Source organism: Stieleria maiorica, assembly GCF_008035925.1.
Taxonomy (GTDB): domain Bacteria; phylum Planctomycetota; class Planctomycetia; order Pirellulales; family Pirellulaceae; genus Stieleria; species Stieleria maiorica.
The window spans coordinates 2,094,047-2,113,000 of the sequence record NZ_CP036264.1; the positions used below are offsets into that span (position 1 = coordinate 2,094,047).

At 61.0% G+C, this 18,954-nt stretch carries 14 protein-coding genes; 8 read left to right on the forward strand and 6 right to left on the reverse strand.

From position 1 onward, the window contains the following. Positions 1 to 139: 139 nt before the first annotated feature. From Mal15_RS07080 to Mal15_RS07095, 4 genes are all read right to left on the reverse strand, one after another. Complete coding sequence (locus Mal15_RS07080) at positions 140 to 1,234, reverse strand: AAA family ATPase (RefSeq protein ID WP_233903325.1); 1,095 nt, start codon at positions 1,232 to 1,234, stop codon at positions 140 to 142. Positions 1,235 to 1,936: 702 nt separating this feature from the next. Further along, positions 1,937 to 2,275, reverse strand: coding sequence for a rhodanese-like domain-containing protein (locus tag Mal15_RS07085; RefSeq protein ID WP_147867116.1), 339 nt, complete (start codon positions 2,273 to 2,275; stop codon positions 1,937 to 1,939). A gap of 9 nt (positions 2,276 to 2,284) precedes the next feature. After that, entirely contained in the window at positions 2,285 to 3,151 is an 867-nt protein-coding gene (hisG, locus tag Mal15_RS07090; RefSeq protein ID WP_147867117.1) for an ATP phosphoribosyltransferase, read from the reverse strand. An 18-nt stretch (positions 3,152 to 3,169) separates the two neighbouring features. Continuing rightward, positions 3,170 to 3,520, reverse strand: coding sequence for a phosphoribosyl-ATP diphosphatase (locus tag Mal15_RS07095; protein WP_147867118.1), 351 nt, complete (start codon positions 3,518 to 3,520; stop codon positions 3,170 to 3,172). Positions 3,521 to 3,887: 367 nt separating this feature from the next. On the opposite strand from Mal15_RS07095, the gene hisH reads away from it, so the two are divergent. From hisH to Mal15_RS07115, 4 genes are all read left to right on the forward strand, one after another. Continuing rightward, positions 3,888 to 4,517, forward strand: a complete 630-nt coding sequence (gene hisH / locus Mal15_RS07100) for an imidazole glycerol phosphate synthase subunit HisH (protein WP_147867119.1) — start codon at positions 3,888 to 3,890, stop codon at positions 4,515 to 4,517. A 311-nt stretch (positions 4,518 to 4,828) separates the two neighbouring features. Continuing rightward, positions 4,829 to 5,314 carry a hypothetical protein gene (locus Mal15_RS07105; RefSeq protein ID WP_147867120.1) on the forward strand — a complete coding sequence of 162 codons (486 nt, stop codon included), beginning with the start codon at positions 4,829 to 4,831 and terminating at the stop codon, positions 5,312 to 5,314. 275 nt (positions 5,315 to 5,589) lie between these two features. Next, on the forward strand, positions 5,590 to 6,240 hold the full coding sequence (locus Mal15_RS07110) for a CAP domain-containing protein (protein ID WP_233903326.1): 651 nt from the start codon (positions 5,590 to 5,592) through the stop codon (positions 6,238 to 6,240). Continuing rightward, positions 6,150 to 7,112 (forward strand): hypothetical protein, encoded by a 963-nt coding sequence (locus Mal15_RS07115; RefSeq protein ID WP_147867121.1) that lies wholly within the window; start codon positions 6,150 to 6,152, stop codon positions 7,110 to 7,112. The genes Mal15_RS07110 and Mal15_RS07115 overlap by 91 nt, the downstream gene beginning before the upstream one ends. Before the next feature lie 473 nt (positions 7,113 to 7,585). On the opposite strand, the gene Mal15_RS07120 is transcribed toward Mal15_RS07115, so the two are convergent. Together Mal15_RS07120 and Mal15_RS07125 are read right to left on the reverse strand one after the other, a co-directional pair. Beyond that, a complete protein-coding gene (locus tag Mal15_RS07120; protein WP_233903327.1) occupies positions 7,586 to 8,413 on the reverse strand; it encodes a sugar phosphate isomerase/epimerase family protein in 828 nt (275 codons plus the stop codon). 320 nt (positions 8,414 to 8,733) lie between these two features. Further along, positions 8,734 to 11,574 (reverse strand): 2-oxoglutarate dehydrogenase E1 component, encoded by a 2,841-nt coding sequence (locus Mal15_RS07125; RefSeq protein ID WP_147867122.1) that lies wholly within the window; start codon positions 11,572 to 11,574, stop codon positions 8,734 to 8,736. Between the two features lie 302 nt (positions 11,575 to 11,876). Between Mal15_RS07125 and Mal15_RS07130 the strand changes: the two genes are divergently transcribed. From Mal15_RS07130 to Mal15_RS07145, 4 genes are all read left to right on the forward strand, one after another. Then, complete coding sequence (locus Mal15_RS07130) at positions 11,877 to 12,476, forward strand: hypothetical protein (protein ID WP_147867123.1); 600 nt, start codon at positions 11,877 to 11,879, stop codon at positions 12,474 to 12,476. A gap of 15 nt (positions 12,477 to 12,491) precedes the next feature. Further along, complete coding sequence (locus Mal15_RS07135) at positions 12,492 to 14,885, forward strand: multiheme c-type cytochrome (protein WP_315854291.1); 2,394 nt, start codon at positions 12,492 to 12,494, stop codon at positions 14,883 to 14,885. Positions 14,886 to 15,208: 323 nt separating this feature from the next. Continuing rightward, complete coding sequence (locus Mal15_RS07140) at positions 15,209 to 15,601, forward strand: hypothetical protein (RefSeq protein ID WP_147867124.1); 393 nt, start codon at positions 15,209 to 15,211, stop codon at positions 15,599 to 15,601. Positions 15,602 to 15,872: 271 nt separating this feature from the next. After that, positions 15,873 to 18,893, forward strand: a complete 3,021-nt coding sequence (locus Mal15_RS07145; protein ID WP_147867125.1) for a M20/M25/M40 family metallo-hydrolase — start codon at positions 15,873 to 15,875, stop codon at positions 18,891 to 18,893. Positions 18,894 to 18,954: the final 61 nt, after the last annotated feature.

Sequence of the window (18,954 nt, forward strand, 5' to 3'; positions counted from 1 at the left end):
ACGCCGTTGCCCGGCCGCGACGACAAACCGCCGCCAGAATCTGGGACCGACGGGCCCTGGTTTGAGAAAGGCGGTGCCTGGCCAAAGGGGGGCGAGCCCTGGCCGGAGGGTGTCGATGGCTCGACCGACGCGTCCAAACTCAAACCACCACCTCCGTCTGTCGCATCAGTTCGTCGATCACCGCCGCGGCATCACTCCAGGACGTCGAAACCGATCGCATCGAGACACGGTGCGCGAGCACGGCCACGGCAACTTCCTGGATGTCATCGGGCAACACATAATCACGCTGGTCCAGCACCGCGCGGGCTTGAGCGGCACGCAACAACATCTTCGATCCGCGGGGGCTGCATCCGACCCGCAATCGACTGTCGTGACGCGTCGCATTGACCAACGCGACCAAATATCGAACGACCTTTCGATCCACCGTGACCTCGCGCACCAATCGCTGCAGCGTCGCCAGATCATCACGGTGCATCACCGGCGTCAACTCGCTGGACGGATCATGAGACGCCTGGTCGAGCAACAACTCGATCTCACTTTCCTGGTCCGGATAATCCATCGACAAACGGAACAAGAATCGGTCGAGCTGGGATTCGGGCAGCGGATAGGTCCCTTCGAAACCCGTCGGGTTCTGTGTGGCGATGACGACAAACGGTTTGGCCAACCGGTACTGCGTCGAATCGATCGTGACTTGGGATTCCGCCATCGCTTCCAACAGCGCGCTCTGGGTCCGCGGTGAGGCGCGGTTGATTTCATCGGCGATCAACAAGTTGCAAAAGATCGGCCCGCGACGAAAGTGAAACTCACCGCTGGTGGGTTGAAAGATGGCACTGCCCAAGATGTCCGACGGCAACAGGTCGGGCGTGCATTGGATCCGCTGAAATTCCAAGTCGATCAAGGCAGCGATGGATTTGGCAAGCGTCGTTTTTCCCACCCCCGGGACATCTTCGACCAACACCGAGCCTTCGGCCAAGATGCACGTCAGCACCGAATCGATGACGTCGGACTTGCCGCGGATCACACTTTGCAGACGCGACCGCACCGTTTCGATTTTCTCCAGCAGATCGCGGGCGACATCCGGATGAACGGTGTGGTGATGGCTCGCCGCAGCAGAGGCATGCCGATCCGATGGCTCAGCGACCGAGGCTTGTGGGGGAGACTCCGCGGCGTTGTCGGACCGTCGCGACTGGTTTTCGTGGGTGAACATGGGGCCTCCGGCATGCGTCAAAATCATCGATGAGAGTCGTCCGCAGCCACTTGGCCGAACCTGCTGCATCGAGTTCGTCCCAGGCTGCTTGCACGACTAGGGCGTTGGCTTCCCTAACCCCTAATGTACCCGGCCCCGCCGCGGTCCGCCGCATGGACCGCCAAGATTCACTCGTAATCCGCTGTTCCATGCCCCCCGGCGCTGCGACGAAAAGGGGGAAGGCACCGAGCGAACGGGAGCGCGCTGGTGTCCAGGCTTTAGCCGCCCGGGGTCGCTGCTTCGCAGCGAGAGGAGTCGCCTAAAGGCTAAACACCAACATGCGCTGGTGTCCAGGCTTTAGCCGCCCGGGGTCGCTGCTTCGCAGCGAGAGGAGTCGCCTAAAGGCTAAACACCAACATGCGCTGGTGTCCAGGCTTTAGCCGCCCGGGGTCGCTGCTTCGCAGCGAGAGGAGTCGCCTAAAGGCTAAACACCAACATGCGCTGGTGTCCAGGCTTTAGCCGCCCGGGGTCGCTGCTTCGCAGCGAGAGGAGTCGCCTGAAGGCTAAACACCAACATGCGCTGGTGTCCAGGCTTTAGCCGCCCGGGGTCGCTGCTTCGCAGCGAGAGAAGTCGCCTGAAGGCTAAACACCAACATGCGCTGGTGTCCAGGCTTTAGCCGCTTGGGGTCGCTGCTTCGCAGCGAGAGGAGTCGCCTGAAGGCTTAACACCAACATGCGCTGCCTGTGCGATCAATAACGGGGCACGCTGCCGTCGATCTGCAGGCTCCAGGCGTCGATTCCACCGGCCATGTTTTGGACGCTGTCGAAACCGCGTGACCGCAAGGCTTCGGTCACCTGCATGCTGCGTCCGCCGTGGTGACAGTGCACGACGATTCGTCCCTCGCGGTGCGGTTCCAGTTCGTCCAGCCGTTGCCCCAATTCCCCCATCGGGATCAACACGCTGCCGTCGATCTTGGCGGTCGCGTGCTCTTCGGGTTGCCGCACATCGAGCAACAAAAAGGACTCGTCGGAATCCTGGAGTTGCTTGACGGATTGAACATCAATTTCGATCGAATAGTCGCTGGACATGGCTTGTGATTACAGTCTGCAGTTGGAGATAGTGGTTTGGAAAATCGCCGATGCGCCAAGTCGTTCCAGCTTTTCCATCACGTCGATCACTTCGCTGCTCCGCACCATCACCCGCACGCTGCGCCAGGCCTCGTCTTCGAGCGTGCCGATGGTCGGCGAGTTGAATCCCGGCGTGATCTTTTCCGCTGCGTCCAGCTTGGCCGTCGGAATGTTGTATTCCAGCAACGAGTAGTCCCGGGCGATCACCACGCCCTCAAGTCGTCGGACGATTCGATCGGCCATTTCCACATCGCGGCAGGCTTCGTTGTTCTGAATCAGAATCGTTTCATAGGATCCGATCTCTTCCAGGATTCGCAACCGGTTGGCCGCCAACGTGCTGCCGGTTTCGACCAAATCGACGATCGCATCGGCCACCCCCAGCTGGATCATCACTTCGACGCTGCCGGAGAGCGAAACCATATGGGCCAGGGCGTTGTGTTGGCCCAAGTAGGCTTTGGTGATGTGGGGAAAGCTGGTGGCGATGCGTTTCCCGTCCAGCTCGTTTGCCGATCGGATTTCACTGTCATCGGGAACACAGATCGCCAATCGGCAGCGTCCGACACCCAACCGCATTCGCGTGGCCACGTTGGCGTTGGCTTCTTCGACCAAATCGCTGCCGGTGAATCCCATGTCGATGGCGCCTTCGGCCACCAAGGTCGGAATGTCATCGGTCCGCAAAAACACCAGGTCGATCGGCAGTCCCTTGACCTTGGCGAACAGGCCGCGGTTTTGACGGCGAAAACTCAGCCCCGCTTGCAGCAGCAGCTCGCCGGACAACTCACTCAGCCGACCCTTGCTCGGAAGCCCGATTCTTAAATTCTTGTTCAGTTGTCCCATCGTCGTTCGCTTCGGGGGCTATTGGTCCGTTTTCGTTTGATTTCGGTTTGCTTTTTCGACCAACCCGGACGTCCCCTCGCGTCGCCCCAGTTCGGCCGCGACCTCGTCCAGGTCGACGCCGCGATAGGCCAACAGGACCAGGGTGTGGTAGATCAGATCCCCGGCTTCATAAACAAAGTGCTGGCGTCCGGCATCCCCGGGCTCGTCGGCCGCTTCAATCAACTCGTGGGCCTCTTCCAAAATCTTCTCGCCGATCTTGCCGGTCCCGGCGGCCATCAGCTTGGTCGTGTACGACCCCTCCGGACGGCTCTGCGCTCGCTCGGTCAAGGTTTGCATCAGTCGACGCAGCGGGAGGAGCGAATCGGACATCGAAAACTATGGTCTGGTTGGGCCAATGGCGTGTGACAAATTGCCGACAGAGCGGAGCAGGGATCGTAGATCAGACGTTTGCTGACGTCCACTCCGCCACCGATGGACCGGCCATATGGCCCCCTTGCGACGGGCCTGGGCGACGGCCGACGCCCCAGCGTTTTGCCGGCAATTGAGGGGGATTTGCCAGCGAACGCGTTTCCCAGTAGTGTGTCGCTAAAGACTAGCGGGACAGCGATTCATTGCTCTCATCGAGCGTAGCTGCGTCGATGTGGCACCTCAAACGTAGCTACCTTCGCCAGAAGGTGAAGCCTCAGGGTTTCCCACGCCCGCATCTCGCACGCCACTCCACTTCGAATCACACGCCATGATCACGATCGTCGACTACCAGATGGGCAATTTGCGGAGCGTCCAAAAAGCGATCGAGCGAATCGGTGGCCAAGCCCGGTTCACGTCCGATCCGCACGAAATCGCAGCGGCCGAACAACTGGTCCTGCCAGGGGTCGGCGCGTTCGGCGACGCCATGGACGAAATCAACCGCCGCGACCTGGCGCCGGCGATTCGCGATTTTGTCGATACCGGACGCCCCTTCCTGGGCATCTGCCTGGGTTTGCAACTGCTGTTCGAAGAAGGCTACGAGCACGGGACCCATCGCGGGTTGGGGATCTTGCCAGGCGAGGTCGTCCGCTTCGATTTGCCCGACACGTTCAAAGTCCCGCACATGGGATGGAACACCGTCCGGAAAACCTCCCCCTCGCCGCTGCTGGAGGACTTGGCCGACGAAACCCATTTCTATTTCGTCCACTCCTACTACGTCCGCCCCGCCGACCCCTCGGTGATGTCCTTGGCCTGCGATTACGGCCACGAATTCTGCGCGATGGTTTCCCGCGACAACCTGTTCGCGACGCAGTTCCACCCCGAAAAAAGCCAGGCCAATGGCCTCAACCTGCTCCGCGCCTTCAACGCCCTCAACGTGCACAACGTTCCCGGAACGTGAGGGCATGGAATAGCGAGGGAAGTCGCGGTCGGTGACCGTCATCAAGGCCAGCGGGAATAGAGAGCAGAGGAACGATCGCCCACGGCTGGCAGCGCGAACCCGCGGATCTGATGCGGTCGGGATCCATGGGTTCGCGCTGCCACCGGTGGGCACAAACCGTCCGGATGGTTCGGTACGGCGGCCGGGAAAAGTCGTAAACCCCCTTTTTGATCAACGACTGAATCACCGCACGACCTCTGAATGAGAGTATTTCGTCAATGCGATCGTCCCGCCGCGGATGCTCCAGCCCCTCACCGTTTCCCCCGTCCCCGATGCCAAACTTGTCAACCTCCGCCTCTCCCTTGTCACTTCCGCACCCCGATCGTCTTGGTCGCGTCCTTTTTCAGTGGGATGCGGATCGATTTGAACATGCCATCGAATTCGGCGCCGACCGAATCGCGTGCCGCAGCGGCGCCGACGGGCTCGCCTGGCCGGATTCGCCTCCGATCCAACAGCTATCCATCGAATCGATCGAGGGCCGAGAGGTCGCGCTGGGCGTCGGATGCGCCGGAACGAGCCACTGGAGCCTGAGCGTGGAACCGACCCCCGACGGTTTTCGCTTTGATTGGGCCTGCCGAGTGAAAGAAACGCCCAAGCAGCTCGGGACCAGCTACGACGCGTCAGCCGCGATGAGGGTCGTTCCGGAGGACCTGTCGACCGTTGTCCTGGACGACGCGGCGATGCGGATCCAACCCGACGGTCCGATCGCCTCGACCGGGACGTTTCGCTGGTGCTACACCGTCCGACCAGCCTCGTGATTCACGCCGAGCTGGTTTTGCCTGCGCGACGCAGTTCTCCCATGTTGACACTCGGGTAAATTTTTTTGCCGGAACTCCCCGTCGCCGCAAGCCGTTGATGTGTTTTGATTAGGGGCGTGCCAATGCGGCCGAAGCCGTAAAACTTTCGCATTCGACCCACTCTGCCCCTTCCGCAAACTCGGCCGATCGAGATGCTTTGCGGCCAATTGACCCGCGGCGGCCTGAAGGTCGGTCGCCGCGACTGGCAGAGACCACCGTCAGCGACTTGATCGTCGTTGACTTACACGGAAGGGCTGCCAGCAAAGTACTTCCAGTGGGAGAAAACTAACGTGCGTTTGTCCGCGATTTCGCAAATCAGCCTTCATGCAGTCCTGTCATTGCTTTGCCCGGCGCTGCTGATGATCATGTCTGGAGACCAGGCGGCTGCCCAATCGACCGTGGTTCAATCAACGACCCCCGCAGTGACCGCTCCGGTGGCGACGGTTTCGGGGCAAGTTTGTCCGAAATGCGGCCGAGTTCACGGCTCGGCACGACCGGTGGCGACGGCAAGCCCGGCCAAATCGGTCTCGGCAACCCCGGTTCGAACTGTGGCGCAAGTCGCTTACCAGAAAGCCAGCAATGGTGTTCAGAACGTTTTGGGCATGCTGAACAACCAGCGCTCTCGACAAGGACTGCGAACCCTGCGATATGACCCTGCATTGCAATCGGTTGCCGAGCGGCGTGCGCGTCAGATGGCCAGCATGGGCCTGAAGTCGCATCCGCCGGGATCGTTTGCCCCCGGCCGCTACGAAGGTGTCGGCTGGTCCAGCTCCTTTTCGCCCAGTGGAGTTTCCGCGTGTTACACCAGCGATCCACGCATGACCGCGGCCGGCGCAGCGATGGTGGCCGGCCGCGATGGCGTCTACTTTGCGGTGGTCTACCGATAAACGCGACACGCCAACACCGGCTGGGCGGTGCAACGCTCTTTCTGGCCGCGGCAACCTTCGTGTTCGCCGCGGCACCTGATGGCCGTGCAGACCCCGCGGCACCGGCGACGGTTGCGCCCGATGCCACCGGCGAACTCGGTTCGGTGATGAGCTCCGACCAAGCCCGGGCGACGGTTCAGTCGCTCGTGGACTTGGCGGTCGCCCAACTGCCGCATGCCTACGATGGCGAGAAAAACTGGAAGCGGACGAAAAAGATCTGGGCCGGGGTGCGGATCCGTCGCGACGGGGTGCAGCTGAAGACCCATCGTCGCTGGCGAGACGTGCGTCAGGGGCTGCAGACGCGTTACCACATCCAGTTTCCCGGCGAGCCGTCGGCGCCGCGACCGGTCAACGCGACCGTTCGCAGTGTGACCCCGACCGACGGCGGTCCGGAGGAGCACGCCGCCTGGATGATCGAGTGTGATCTGGCAACCCCGCTGGATTTTTCGGCGCGCATCGAGCGTTGGAACCTGGGCGTCCAGTGGTACAGTGTCGAAGTCCGCGGACACGCCAAGATTCGGCTCACCCTCAGCGGCCGGCTGAGCAGCTACCCCGACTACTCGGTGCTCCCGCCGGCGATCGTGATTGACCCCAATGTGACTTCCGCATCGCTGCATCTGGATGAACTGCATGTCGACCGGATCAGCAAGGTCGGAGGCGAGGTGGCAGAGACTTGGGGCGAAATGGCCGAAAAGATCGTCAACGAAGTATTGATCGACGACATCAACGAAAAGCTTCACACCAAGCTCAACAAGGCGATCGACAAGAAACGCGACGACCTGCGGTTCTCCGCCGGCGATTGGATGTCCGCCCTGACGGCGATGGGCGATTGAATCATCCCTCGTTCCCCGGGCTCCGCCTGGGAACGCACTGTTTGTGTGGCTCCCGCCACACGCGTCACTGGCTGTCAGAGGCTCCGCCTGGGCTGCGCAAAATTTGGATTTTGCGGTGGTTCGGAATTCCAGCGAAATCATTCCGCGATGGATGGTCGACTCACTGCCGCCATCGGGCGACGAAACACGAGTGACATCAGCCGATTCGCGCAAGCGTTCGGGCCCCAGCGTCTTTGAGGGCCCGTAGGCTGGCGCCAAGCGGCTGATCCCGAGAGGGTTAAGCGGAATCGAAAACGCCAGAATCCTAGGAACGAAAGCGCGAACAAATCGCGAGATTTTGCGCCGCCCAGGCGGAGCCTGGACCGAGCGTGGTGCATGTGGCAGGAGCCACATCGGCAGTGCGTTCCAAGGCAGAGCCTTGGAACGAGCGGGACATCAATCGGCCCCCAAAGGCTGCGGCGCGACAGCCGATCTCAACACAACTGTCCCAGCGTGTGATCGAGGTAGCGTTTGGTGTGATCGAGCAAATGGTCATAGCTGATCAATTCGACGTCTTCACCGATCACTTCCACTTCCCAGGAGCCGCAGTAACCGTTCTCGTGCAACAGCTCGATCAGTTCGGGCAGCGGAACACATCCGTCACCGAGCAGGCACCGATTCATTTCACCATGGGGGCAATGGCGCCCGTCACCGAGTTGGACCAGGTGAATGTGCTGGGCGACATCGGGCAACCAGCGTAGCGCGGCGCGGTCCATTCCCACATGGTACGTGTCCAGCACCAATCCCAACGATGGATTGTCGACACGTTCGATGATGTCCAACGTGGATTGAAGGTCATGCACGAACGACCATTCGTCGCCGCAACCGGGGTGAAACGGTTCGAGCGCGAGTTTGATTCCGTGTTCCGAGGCGACAGCGGCCACCCGAACAAGCGCTTGGCAGAGTGTTCGGCGAAGGTGGGTTTTAATGTGATTGTTTTTTCCACCGGCCAGCACGATCAGCGTGCCGGCGCGCAACCGGGCAGCTTGGATCACCGCGTTGACGGCATCGGAAACCGCATCTTCGAACGGACGCCCGTCGCTGCCGGTGAACCCGCCGCCCCAGGACAGTGAGGTGGCCACCATCGAATGCTCGCTCAGTAACTCGATCGTTCGCTCAACCCCGTAATCATCCAACTTGGGGCGGTAAAGCCCGATGCCTCCAAACCCACGTTGCGAGTAAGCGTGAACGTCCGACTCCAGGTCCCAACGAAGTGTTGAAAGCTGGCTAACAGAAAGCGTGTTCATCCGTGCTTCGGCCATGAAGAGAAGTCCAGTCGGGTTGCCCCAGGCGTCACCGTGGCGCCGTCGCGATTGTAACGCATGGTACGAGTCATCGATGCGCGAACTGTTTGATGGCAAAACGTTTTTGGGCAAAACGTTTTTGCGGGTACCCGCAGACGCGCTGGTGTCCATGCTTTAGCCGCCCGGGGTCGCTGCTTTGCAGCGAGAGGAGTCGCCTAAATGCTAAACACCAACATGCGCTGGTGTCCATGCTTTAGCCGCCCGGGGTCGCTGCTTTGCAGCGACGAAGAATCAACGGTACGACATCCTTTCGAGGGTGTCGTCCATCGGCCGGGATCCTAAAGCCCGGCAAAGGCGGCTTCGATGAGCTCCTTTTGCTCCAGCAAGTGTGCCGCCATACTGCCCGTGCTGGGGCTGGCCGACTCGGCGCGCGTGATGGGGGTCAACGTCCAGCCGGCGCTCTGGAAGTCGTCGCCGAAGTTCAACTTCAGGTAAGGCCACGTGCCCATGTTTCGCGGTTCGTCTTGGACAAAAAAGATTTCCGCGTCGCGTGGAACGCCATCCAGGGCGGCGATCAGTTCATCGCTTTCCAGCGGATACAGTTGTTCCAGACGGATCAGTGCGACGTCATCGCGTTCCAGTTCCTGCCGACGTTTCTTCAGGTCGTAATAAATCTTGCCCGTGCACAACATGACGCGGCGGACCTTTGACAAATCGACATCTTTGTCACGCAGGATTCGCTCGAAAGATCCTTCGGCAAGTTCCTTGCGATCGCTGACCACCTCGGGGTGCCGCAGCAAGCTCTTGGGCGTCAACACGATCAACGGTTTCCGCCACTTGCGAATCACTTGTCGGCGCAACAGGTGAAAGTATTGTGCCGGCGTGGTCGGTTGGCAGACCTGGATGTTGTGTTCGGCGGTCATCGCCAAGAACCGTTCGACGCGGGCGCTGCAGTGTTCGGGGCCTTGCCCTTCGAAACCGTGTGGCAGCAACATCACCAATCCGCTCAAGCGGTTCCATTTGTCTTCCGCACTGGCGATGAACTGGTCGACGATGACTTGGGCGCAGTTCCAGAAATCACCGAACTGAGCTTCCCACAGCACCAGGCTGTCGGGGGCATCCAGCGAGTAACCCCATTCGAACCCCAGCACGCCGGCTTCGCTGAGCGGGCTGTTGTGCAGTTCGACGCGGGCCTGGTTGGATTCCAGGTGTTCCAGCGGCATGTAGGTTTCGCCCGTCTTGACGTCATGCTGCACGGCGTGACGTTGGCTGAACGTTCCCCGCTGGCAATCTTGGCCGGTCAGGCGGACCGCATGGCCGTCGGACAGTAGGGTTGCAAACGCGGCCAGTTCGGCGGTGGCCCAGTCGAACGGTTTTTCGCCGGCGGCCATGCCGCGGCGATTGGCGATCAACCGCTTGAGTTTCTTGTGCTGGGAAAAACCTTCCGGCAATCGCGTCGCCGCGTCGACGAGTTCGCCCAGGCGGGTTTCGTCAAAGGTTGTGTCGGTCGGCTCGATCGGTTCGACCCCGCCGAAAAAGTCGCTCCAGTTGGCGGCAAGGGTTTGCGTGTCGGGGACGAACTGATGGTTCTTGCTGGCGTCAAATTCCGATTCCAGTTTTTCGGTCCGCTCCTTTTGAATCTCTTCGGCTTCCTCGTCGGAGATTTTGCCGAGTCCTTTGAGCCGATTGAGGTATTGTTCGCGGACGCCGGCGCGTCGGTCGATTTCGGCGTACATCCGCGGCTGGGTGAAACGCGGCTCGTCGCCTTCGTTGTGTCCCCAGCGACGAAACGCATACAGATCGATCACGACGTCACGTTGGAATTCGTTGCGGAAATCCATTGCCAGCGAGACGACTTGGGCGACCGCTTCGGGGTCTTCGCCGTTGACGTGAAAGATCGGGATCTGCAGCATCTTGGCGACGTCGGTCGCGTAGGTCGTGCTGCGCCCCTGGGCCGGCAGTGTGGTGAACCCGACCTGGTTGTTGATGATGATGTGCAGCGTCCCGCCGACGCGATAGCCGTTCAACTGGCTCAGGTTCAGTGTCTCTTGAACCACGCCTTCGCCGGCGAAGGCGGCGTCACCGTGGATCAACACATTCATCACCTGTCGACGCTCGCTATCGCCACGGTGATCCTGTTTGCAACGGGTGCGTCCCATCGCGACGGTGTTGACGTATTCCAAGTGGCTGGGGTTAAAGCACAGCGAGATGTGCAGGTGGTCCCCGCGAGCGGTTTTCCAGTCGCTGCTGTAACCCAGGTGATAGCGGACATCGCCGCCGCCGCGACTCATCTCCGGGTTCGGGTCGTCGAAGGACCAGAAGATATTCATCGCGCGTTTTTTCAGGATGTTCGCCATCACGTTCAGACGACCGCGGTGGGCCATCCCCATGACGACTTCCTGGACCCCGTGCTCGCCGGCCTTTTCCAGCGCCAGGTCGATCAACGGGATCAGCGTTTCGGCCCCTTCGAGCGAAAACGTCTTCGCACCGACGAACTTGCGGCGGACGAATTCTTCAAAGATCGATGCGTCGGCCAACCGCGCATAAATCCGTCGCTGGGTTTCGTGGGGCAGGTCCAGCCGGTTCTCGGTGCTCTCCATCCGCTGCTGCAACCAATCGCGAATGTTGCGATTGTCGATGTGCATGAACTGCGCGCCGATGGAACGGCAGTAGGTATTGCGGAGCTTCGTCAAAATGACGTCAAGCGTGTCGCCTTTGACGTGTTCGACGGCCGACGAATCCAGCCGACGCTGCATGTCGGTTTCGCTCAGCCCGTAACGTTGCGGGCTCAATTCCGGTCGGTCGCCGCGATCGATGCCCAGCGGGTCGAGCTGCGCTTTGAGGTGCCCGCGGACGCGATACTCGCGGACCAGCTGGTTGACGCGATCCTGCATCCGCGACATCCACAACGCCTGGTCGGTCGCTTCGTCGCCGGTGGATCCCTTGCGTTCGGCCAGGGCCACGGCGGCGCCGTTGCCGCCGGGTTTGGACGATCCGGCGGACCGTGCGACCGACGCGCGGGGGCTTTGCGAAACGCTCGCGCTGCGTTTCTTTGCCGTCGCGGGAGAGCTCACCAAGAACTGCTCAAAATACTGTCGCCAGGTCTCCGAGACGCTCTCGGGATCCTGGACATATTGGACGTACAAATCGTCGATGTAGTCCAAGCTAAAGCTATTCATATCAACCGATGCCGATCACGGGCCTGGTCTGTTGTAAGCGTTCAAGCGTTTATTGGCGAGCCGGCCGAAGCGCGGCTCGCAGCAATGCTGAACCGTCCGCCGGATTCCACCTTCATCATCAACACAGTCTAGATTTTGGACGATCAACCGCCACCCTCGCGACGTGAAAGCCCGAACGATTTTTGAAAAAACATTGGCTCACTTCGAAAGCATTCTTCGCAGCAAAATCGTTGTTGGCCTGAAACCACGACACACGCTATTCTGCCCGGCCGCTTGCCCGCTCCTTCCATTCGGTTTGACCAATGCTGTCTTTGCGAGTTCGACCTGCGATTTGGTGCTCCGCCATCGGCGGGATTCTGTTGCACGCCTGCCTGTCCACCGGACCGATGCTTGCCGCACCGCCGAACGACGTGCTGCTGCTGCCCGATGTTCCGCTGCCGACCGAGCACCCGCCCGAGGATGATCCGGCCGCCCGGCGAGCGATTTCACGCTTGCTGCAGGGAGGTCGTGAGGTCGCCGGCCCCGCCACGGCGGAGGTGAAACTGCCGGAGGAATTGAAGGAACTGCTACGAGGCACCCCGAGCATCCTGGACGGATCTGTCCTCGATCCCAAACGCCCGACGCAACCACGGCGACCGCATCGGCTCCCGCACGCCGCGGCAGAAGCTTCGTCGCCCCGCCGAAATCATCGGGCCGCGGAAATGCTTCTGAAATCCGCACGGTTGCTCGACAAAATCGAACCCAAAAGCGAAAATCGGACGTACCTGATCCATCAAATGCGAAGCGAAGCGGTTCGGTTGCTGCAACAATCTGCGGTTCCACACGAAGGGAGCGGCACGCTTCCCCCCGGCGAGACGTCGCTTCCACCAAGCGACTCGCCCCACCCCCCCCTCCTCGACTGACCCCCGAACGCCATCTTGTCCGATCGTCGTCAACAATCATCCAGCCGCCCCAATTCGGTCGGGCAAGCCACGCAGAATGCCGCCACCGGTGGTCCCACCCCGCCAGCGAACCCCAAGCCCTTGAAGCAGCCCTCACGGCGTTGGTTGATCGTCGCCGCCGCCCTGGGCACGCTGATCGCCGGCGGTGTGTTTGCCGATTATTGGTCGGCCGAACCGGCCGGCGCGCCACGCCGCTATGTCGGCCGCGACGCTTGTATCGATTGCCATCGAGAACAAACCGAATCCTTCCTCGGTTCCGATCACGACAAGGCGATGGACTTGGCCACCGACGAAACCGTGCTCGGCGATTTCAACGATGTCACGTTCGAACATGACGGCCTGGTCAACCGGCTGTACCGCGACGGCAAACGCTTCATGGTTCACACCGAAGGCGAAGACGGCACGATGCAGGACTTCGAAGTCAAGTACGTCTTCGGCGTCTACCCGCTGCAGCAGTACATGGTCGAATTCGATCGCAGCGACGACATGCCCGAATGTGACGTCGCACGCCTGCAAGTGCTCCGCATCAGCTGGGACTCCCGCGACCACCGCTGGTTCTACCTGCGACCACCGGACGTTGCCGACAAACTTGCCGCCGACGACCCGTTGCACTGGACCGGCATCGCACAACGTTGGCAAACGATGTGCGCCGATTGCCACTCGACCAACCTGAAACAGAACTTCGACCCCGCCTCGGCGACGTACCACACCACGTTTTCCGAAATCGATGTCAGCTGCGAAGCCTGTCACGGCCCCGCATCCTTGCACGTCGAACTGGCAAACAAGAAGTCGCTGTTTTGGGACCGACGCCATGGTTATGGACTGGCCAAATTAAAAGGCGCCGATCCCGAACCCCAACTGCAAACCTGTGCCCCCTGTCACAGCCGCCGCGGCGTGATGGACCCGCACTTTGCCGCCGGACCCGACTACTTTGACCACTACCGCCTGGAAACACTCGGCGAAGCGACCTATCACGGCGACGGTCAAATCAAAGACGAGGTCTACGTTTACGGATCGTTCATCCAAAGCAAGATGTACCACAAAGACATCCGCTGCACCGATTGTCACGATCCGCATTCGCTGAAGCTGAAATTCCCCGGCAATGAAACCTGCACCAACTGTCACCAACACGCCGCCGGCAAGTACGACGTCCCGGCGCATCATCATCACGCCCCGGGCAGCGAGGGCGCCAAGTGCGTCAACTGTCACATGCCGCACACGACTTACATGGATGTCGACCCGCGGCGTGACCACAGCTTGCGAATCCCGCGGCCGGATCTGTCGGTCAGCCTGGGAACCCCCAATGCTTGCAGCCATTGCCACGTCAAAGATCGCTTGCCCCAAATCGCCACCGAGCACCGCGACGAATTCCAGTCCAAGGAATACTCGCAGTGGTTGCTGGCGGCCGAACAAGACGGCGCCGCCACGATCGGAACCGACGGCGAAACGATCACCGAACTGATGCGTCAAACCGACCGGTGGTGTGACGACGCGTGCGAGAAATGGTATGGCCCGACCAGAAAGAAACCGCTGCATTTTGCCGAAGCCCTGGTGCCGCTGCGCCGCGGTGATCCCCAGGCCGCCAAGCGGGCGATCGAGATGCTGACGCTCGACGACCAGCGCGTCCCGGCGATCGCCAAAGCCACATTGTTGGACGAACTCGCACGACAGGGCAGTCGCGCCGCGCCACGCGTTGCCGCCGAACTGGTCGGCAAGAGCGGCCAACATCCGCTGGTCCGCTCGACCGCCGCCTCGGTGCTGGCGATGGCCGACGCGTCGACCGGCAAGAGCAAGCTGATGAAGCTACTGAGCGACGAATCGCGTCTGGTTCGCACCTCGGCCGCACGTGCACTGCTGAGATCGCCCGCATTCGGCCGGCTGTCGTCCTCCGAACGGAGCCAGCTGGAAGCCGTGTTGAACGAAGTCCACGAAGAATTCATGGCCGCCTCCGACCGCGCCGGGGCGCACATGGGTTGGGCCGGCATCTGTGAACAACTGGGACGCTATGGCGAAGCGATCGAGGCCTACCAGACGGCGATCCGCGTCGAGCCCAAAGCGGTCGGAGCCCGCACCAATTTCGCGGCATTGTTAGAACAGATCGCCCCCGGCGTTCCCGATGGCGAACGCGAGACACTGTTGCGGCGGGTCAAAACGCTCCGCAAGCAGGAACTGCCGCTGCTGGCACGCGACGCCGCACTCGCTCCCGAAATCGCCGGCATCCAATACCGCTACGGTTTACTGTTGTACTTGGACGGCCAGCTGGACGCGGCGCTGGAGCAGCTGGAGAAAGCGGCCCGGCTGGAGCCGGAAAACCAGGATTTCCAGACCGCAGTCATGTTGCTGAAAGAAAAGATGGACGGCGCGCAATAGTACCCACACGGACGACGGGGGCTGCGCCAGACAGTAAAACTGAACTGAGATCATCCGGTTCGCACACGTGACCGGTTTTTCTTAGCCGACTGCAGAAATCGGGTAAGAAGATTTTTGGGGTAAGAAAATGATGAAGTGCAGCATCCATTCGGTTCCGCCAATCTTCCTACCTCCAAAATCTTCCTACCTCTCCACTTGCGATGACGTCCCGTCCAGGTCGTCGCACAAGATTCCCCCGCACGACCGCCCGGAAGGGGCTGTCGTACACGGGTGTCCCTCCGCCTACAATCGAGTTCCCCATCTTCGCCCCCACGAGGCCATCGATGATCGCGCTGCTGAAATCGCTGCAACAAAAATGGAACGATTGGTGTGGCGATCGCGAAATGGAACTGGAGATCCGAAAACACTTGACCAAGAACGGTTATTATGGCGGCACGGCCAAGTTCAAGAACGTGCGTCTGGTGGCCGTCCAGCGTCCCGGTTGGTTACAAGTCTTTCGTTTCGAAGCGACGGCCCGGCGTCAGGCCGAAGAAACCGATGGACCGGAACCCGAGGCGGTCTACGACGACCTGCACGGATTGGTCCGCGACGATATCCGTCACAAAACCACCTCCGTGCGGGTCTTTCGCGACCCGGCCGAGCGGAGAGAATTGTTTCTCCGCTGGAGTGAGGATTTGATCCGGTTGCGCGGAGCCCAGGGGTTGATCGACCCCTGAATCTCACTGGATTTACGTCATTGACGATGCGTTCCAACAGTCGCCGTGTTCTCCGAACTCGGCGCACGCAAACGCGAAGCGTTTCCCCCGCCGACCTCGGAGAGGACGGCGACTGTCCGCCCAAACCGAACACGAAGCTGCGGTATACGACGAGCGGTCTACCACGAAAACGCGTTCTGATATGATCTACGACAACACGCTGTCGACCACCGAACAGGCTGTCGGTACCACGTGTCTCCCACATAGCCAGAAAACCTTGATTGAAATACCGATGCGACAACTCGCTTTCCTGCTGCTGCTGACCCTTCCCGCCAGCTTCCTTGCCGCTCAACCACCGGCCGACCCGTCAGCCGATCCGTCGGCCGAGCTGTCTCCCGCAAAGGAAGCGGAATTGATCAGCGACGCGCGACAAATCACCTTTGACGGGCGACGCGCCGGCGAAGGCTACTTCAGCCGCGACGGAAAACGCATGGTGTTTCAAAGCGAGCGTGATCCGGCCAACCCGTTCTACCAAATCTTTGTGATGGATCTGGAAACCGGAGACCTGGATCAAGTCTCCCCCGGCCACGGCAAGACGACATGCGCCTGGATCCACCCCGACGGCGATCGCGTGTTGTTTTCCAGCACCCACCATGACGAAACGTCGGTCGAAAAACAAAACGAGCTGCTGGAACTGCGGCGCAGCGGCAAACAACCGCGATACTCCTGGGACTATGACCCCGAGTTCGAAATCTACGAACGATTGGCCGACGGATCGTACAACCGGATCACCGACGCGCAGGGCTATGACGCCGAAGGCAGCTACAGCCCCGACGGGACTCAAATCGTTTTTGCGTCCAATCGCGCCGCGTATACCGAATCGCTCTCGCAGCGCGACGCCGAGTTGCTGAAGACCGACAAGTCCTACTTCATCGATCTGTACATCATGGATGCCGACGGATCGAATGTTCGACGGTTGACCGATGTCCGCGGGTACGACGGCGGCCCATTCTTTTCGCCCGACGGAAAACGCATCTGCTGGCGACGGTTTTCCGAAGACGGGACGACGGCGGAGATTTACACGATGGCCAGTGACGGGACCGACGTCCGCCGGCTGACCGAGATCAACGCGATGAGTTGGGCGCCGTTCTACCATCCCAGCGGTGACTACTTGATCTTCACCACCAACCGTCATGGCTTCGGCAACTTTGAACTTTACTGCGTCCGCGCCGACGGCCAAGGGCAACCGGTCCGCGTGACCTGCACCGATGGCTTTGACGGGCTGCCCGTTTTCCTGCCCGGCGGCGATCGGATGGCCTGGACCAGCAATCGCACCCCCGAAAAACGCTCCCAGATCTTTCTGGGCAACTGGAACGACGCCGAGATTCGCAAGCGGCTGGGATTGACCGATTCGGAATCGGAGGATCGGCTGGCGGCGCTCAGCGCGGCCGAAACCACGTCGCCGCAATTCACCCCCGCCGACATCGCCCGCCACGTCGATTACTTGACGCGGCCCGAACTGGAAGGCCGATTGACCGGCACCGAAGGCGAACGTCGGGCGACGGCCTACGTTGCCGCCTATCTGGAAAGTCTGGGGTTTGTTCCCGCCGGCGAGTCGGGAACGTTCTTTGACGAATTCGAATTCCCCGCCGGCTGTTCGCTGACCGACAACAATTCGCTGGTGATCGGTGACCACACGGCGACGCTGGATAAAGATTGGCGTCCGCTTTCCTTTTCCGCCGACGGATCTTTGGATGCCACCGAAGTCATCTTTGCCGGCTACGGGATGCGTGTGCCGGCCAGCGAGGATGCGCCGGAATACGACAGCTATGTCCATTTGAATGTCGCGGGCCGCTGGGTGATGGTGTTTCGTGATCTGCCCCAGGACATCACGCCCGAGCGACGGCAGCAACTGGCCCGTTTCAGTTCCCCGCGACGCAAGGCGACCTTCGCCCGCGACATGGGGGCCAAGGGGATCATTTTCGTCGCCGGACCGACCAGCAAGGTCCAAAACGAGCTGATCCGGTTTGATTCCACCGCCTCGGCCGGCGTCAGCATCGCCGCCATCTCGATCACCAACGCGATGGCCGCCAAACTGTTCTCCGACGCCGACGGAGATTTGAAAGAACAGCAGTCGCAACTCGACGACGGTTCGCTGGCGATGGGGTACATCTTGGAAGGCGCCAAGGTCGCCACCACGATCGAGATCGAGCGGAAGACCGGAACCGGGCGAAACGTGATCGCGCGACTGCCCAGCGGCGACGACGCCGAACCGACTTACCCGTTCGTCATGCTGGGCGCCCACGTCGACCATTTGGGGCGCGGCGCCGGCAGCAATTCGCTGGCCAAGGACGACGAGCAGGACATGATCCATCAAGGCGCCGATGACAATGCATCGGGGGTCGCGGCGATGTTGGAAATCGCGCAATACCTGGCCGACGAACAACGGGCCGGACGCTTGAAAACCAAACGCGACCTGGTCGTTGCCGGCTGGAGTGGTGAGGAGCTGGGCCTGTTCGGATCCCAGGCGTTCATCGAATCGTTCCACACGCTTTATCCCGACGCACCCCAAGCGGAGGTCGACGAAGAAGCCGAGCGGGTGGCGCGGGCTCACGGGATGACGACCGATGCGGCATCACTGAATCCGGCGATCGCCGCCTACCTGAACTTGGACATGGTCGGCCGCTTGCGCGAGAAATTGGTGATCCAGGGGATCGGTTCGTCGCCGAAGTTCGAATCCTTGGTCAACCGCCGCAACGTCCCGGTCGGTCTTTCGCTGACCCTGGACAAAACCAGCACGCGATTGCCGACCGACGCGTCGGCGTTCGTCGCCCGCGACGTGCCCATCTTGTCGGCGTTCACCGGTGCCCACGAAGACTACCACACGCCCAGGGACACCAAAGAAAAGCTGAACTACCAGGGCGCGGCCGACACGGCGCGGTTATTCGCCTTGATCGCCCGCGGGATGCTCAGCGATGACTCGGTTCCCGAGTTCAAGCTGGATGAAGGCGAGCGGCAGGAAGAGGAAGTGCCGCGGGCGCGGCTGACCGCGTATTTGGGAACCGTGCCGGACTACGCCGCGGGCAAGATCAAGGGTTTGAAATTAAGCGGGGTTGCCGGTGACGGCCCGGCCGCCAAAGCGGGCCTCCAAGGCGGTGACGTGATCATCGAATTGGCCGGCAAGACGATCGAAGACATCTACGATTACACCTACGCCATCGAAGCGCTGAAGATCGGCGAGGAAGTCGGGATCACGGTGCGAAGAGGCGACCAAGAAGTCCAGCTCAAGATCACCCCCGCTTCCCGCGAGTGATTCCGCCGGCCGGCGCCGGTGTCGTGACGCGAGTCGTCTGCCGCAGCTTCCTCTTCGATTG

What these genes read in the sequence shown, in the direction of transcription:
- hisH (WP_147867119.1), top strand. Translation starts at nt 3,888, where the DNA reads ATGATCACGATCGTCGACTACCAGATGGGCAATTTGCGGAGCGTCCAA.
- Mal15_RS07080 (WP_233903325.1), bottom strand. Translation starts at nt 1,234, where the DNA reads ATGATTTTGACGCATGCCGGAGGCCCCATGTTCACCCACGAAAACCAG.
- Mal15_RS07085 (WP_147867116.1), bottom strand. Translation starts at nt 2,275, where the DNA reads ATGTCCAGCGACTATTCGATCGAAATTGATGTTCAATCCGTCAAGCAA.
- Mal15_RS07130 (WP_147867123.1), top strand. Translation starts at nt 11,877, where the DNA reads ATGCTGTCTTTGCGAGTTCGACCTGCGATTTGGTGCTCCGCCATCGGC.
- Mal15_RS07095 (WP_147867118.1), bottom strand. Translation starts at nt 3,520, where the DNA reads ATGTCCGATTCGCTCCTCCCGCTGCGTCGACTGATGCAAACCTTGACC.
- Mal15_RS07125 (WP_147867122.1), bottom strand. Translation starts at nt 11,574, where the DNA reads ATGAATAGCTTTAGCTTGGACTACATCGACGATTTGTACGTCCAATAT.
- hisG (WP_147867117.1), bottom strand. Translation starts at nt 3,151, where the DNA reads ATGGGACAACTGAACAAGAATTTAAGAATCGGGCTTCCGAGCAAGGGT.
- Mal15_RS07105 (WP_147867120.1), top strand. Translation starts at nt 4,829, where the DNA reads ATGCCAAACTTGTCAACCTCCGCCTCTCCCTTGTCACTTCCGCACCCC.
- Mal15_RS07120 (WP_233903327.1), bottom strand. Translation starts at nt 8,413, where the DNA reads ATGGCCGAAGCACGGATGAACACGCTTTCTGTTAGCCAGCTTTCAACA.
- Mal15_RS07140 (WP_147867124.1), top strand. Translation starts at nt 15,209, where the DNA reads ATGATCGCGCTGCTGAAATCGCTGCAACAAAAATGGAACGATTGGTGT.
- Mal15_RS07145 (WP_147867125.1), top strand. Translation starts at nt 15,873, where the DNA reads ATGCGACAACTCGCTTTCCTGCTGCTGCTGACCCTTCCCGCCAGCTTC.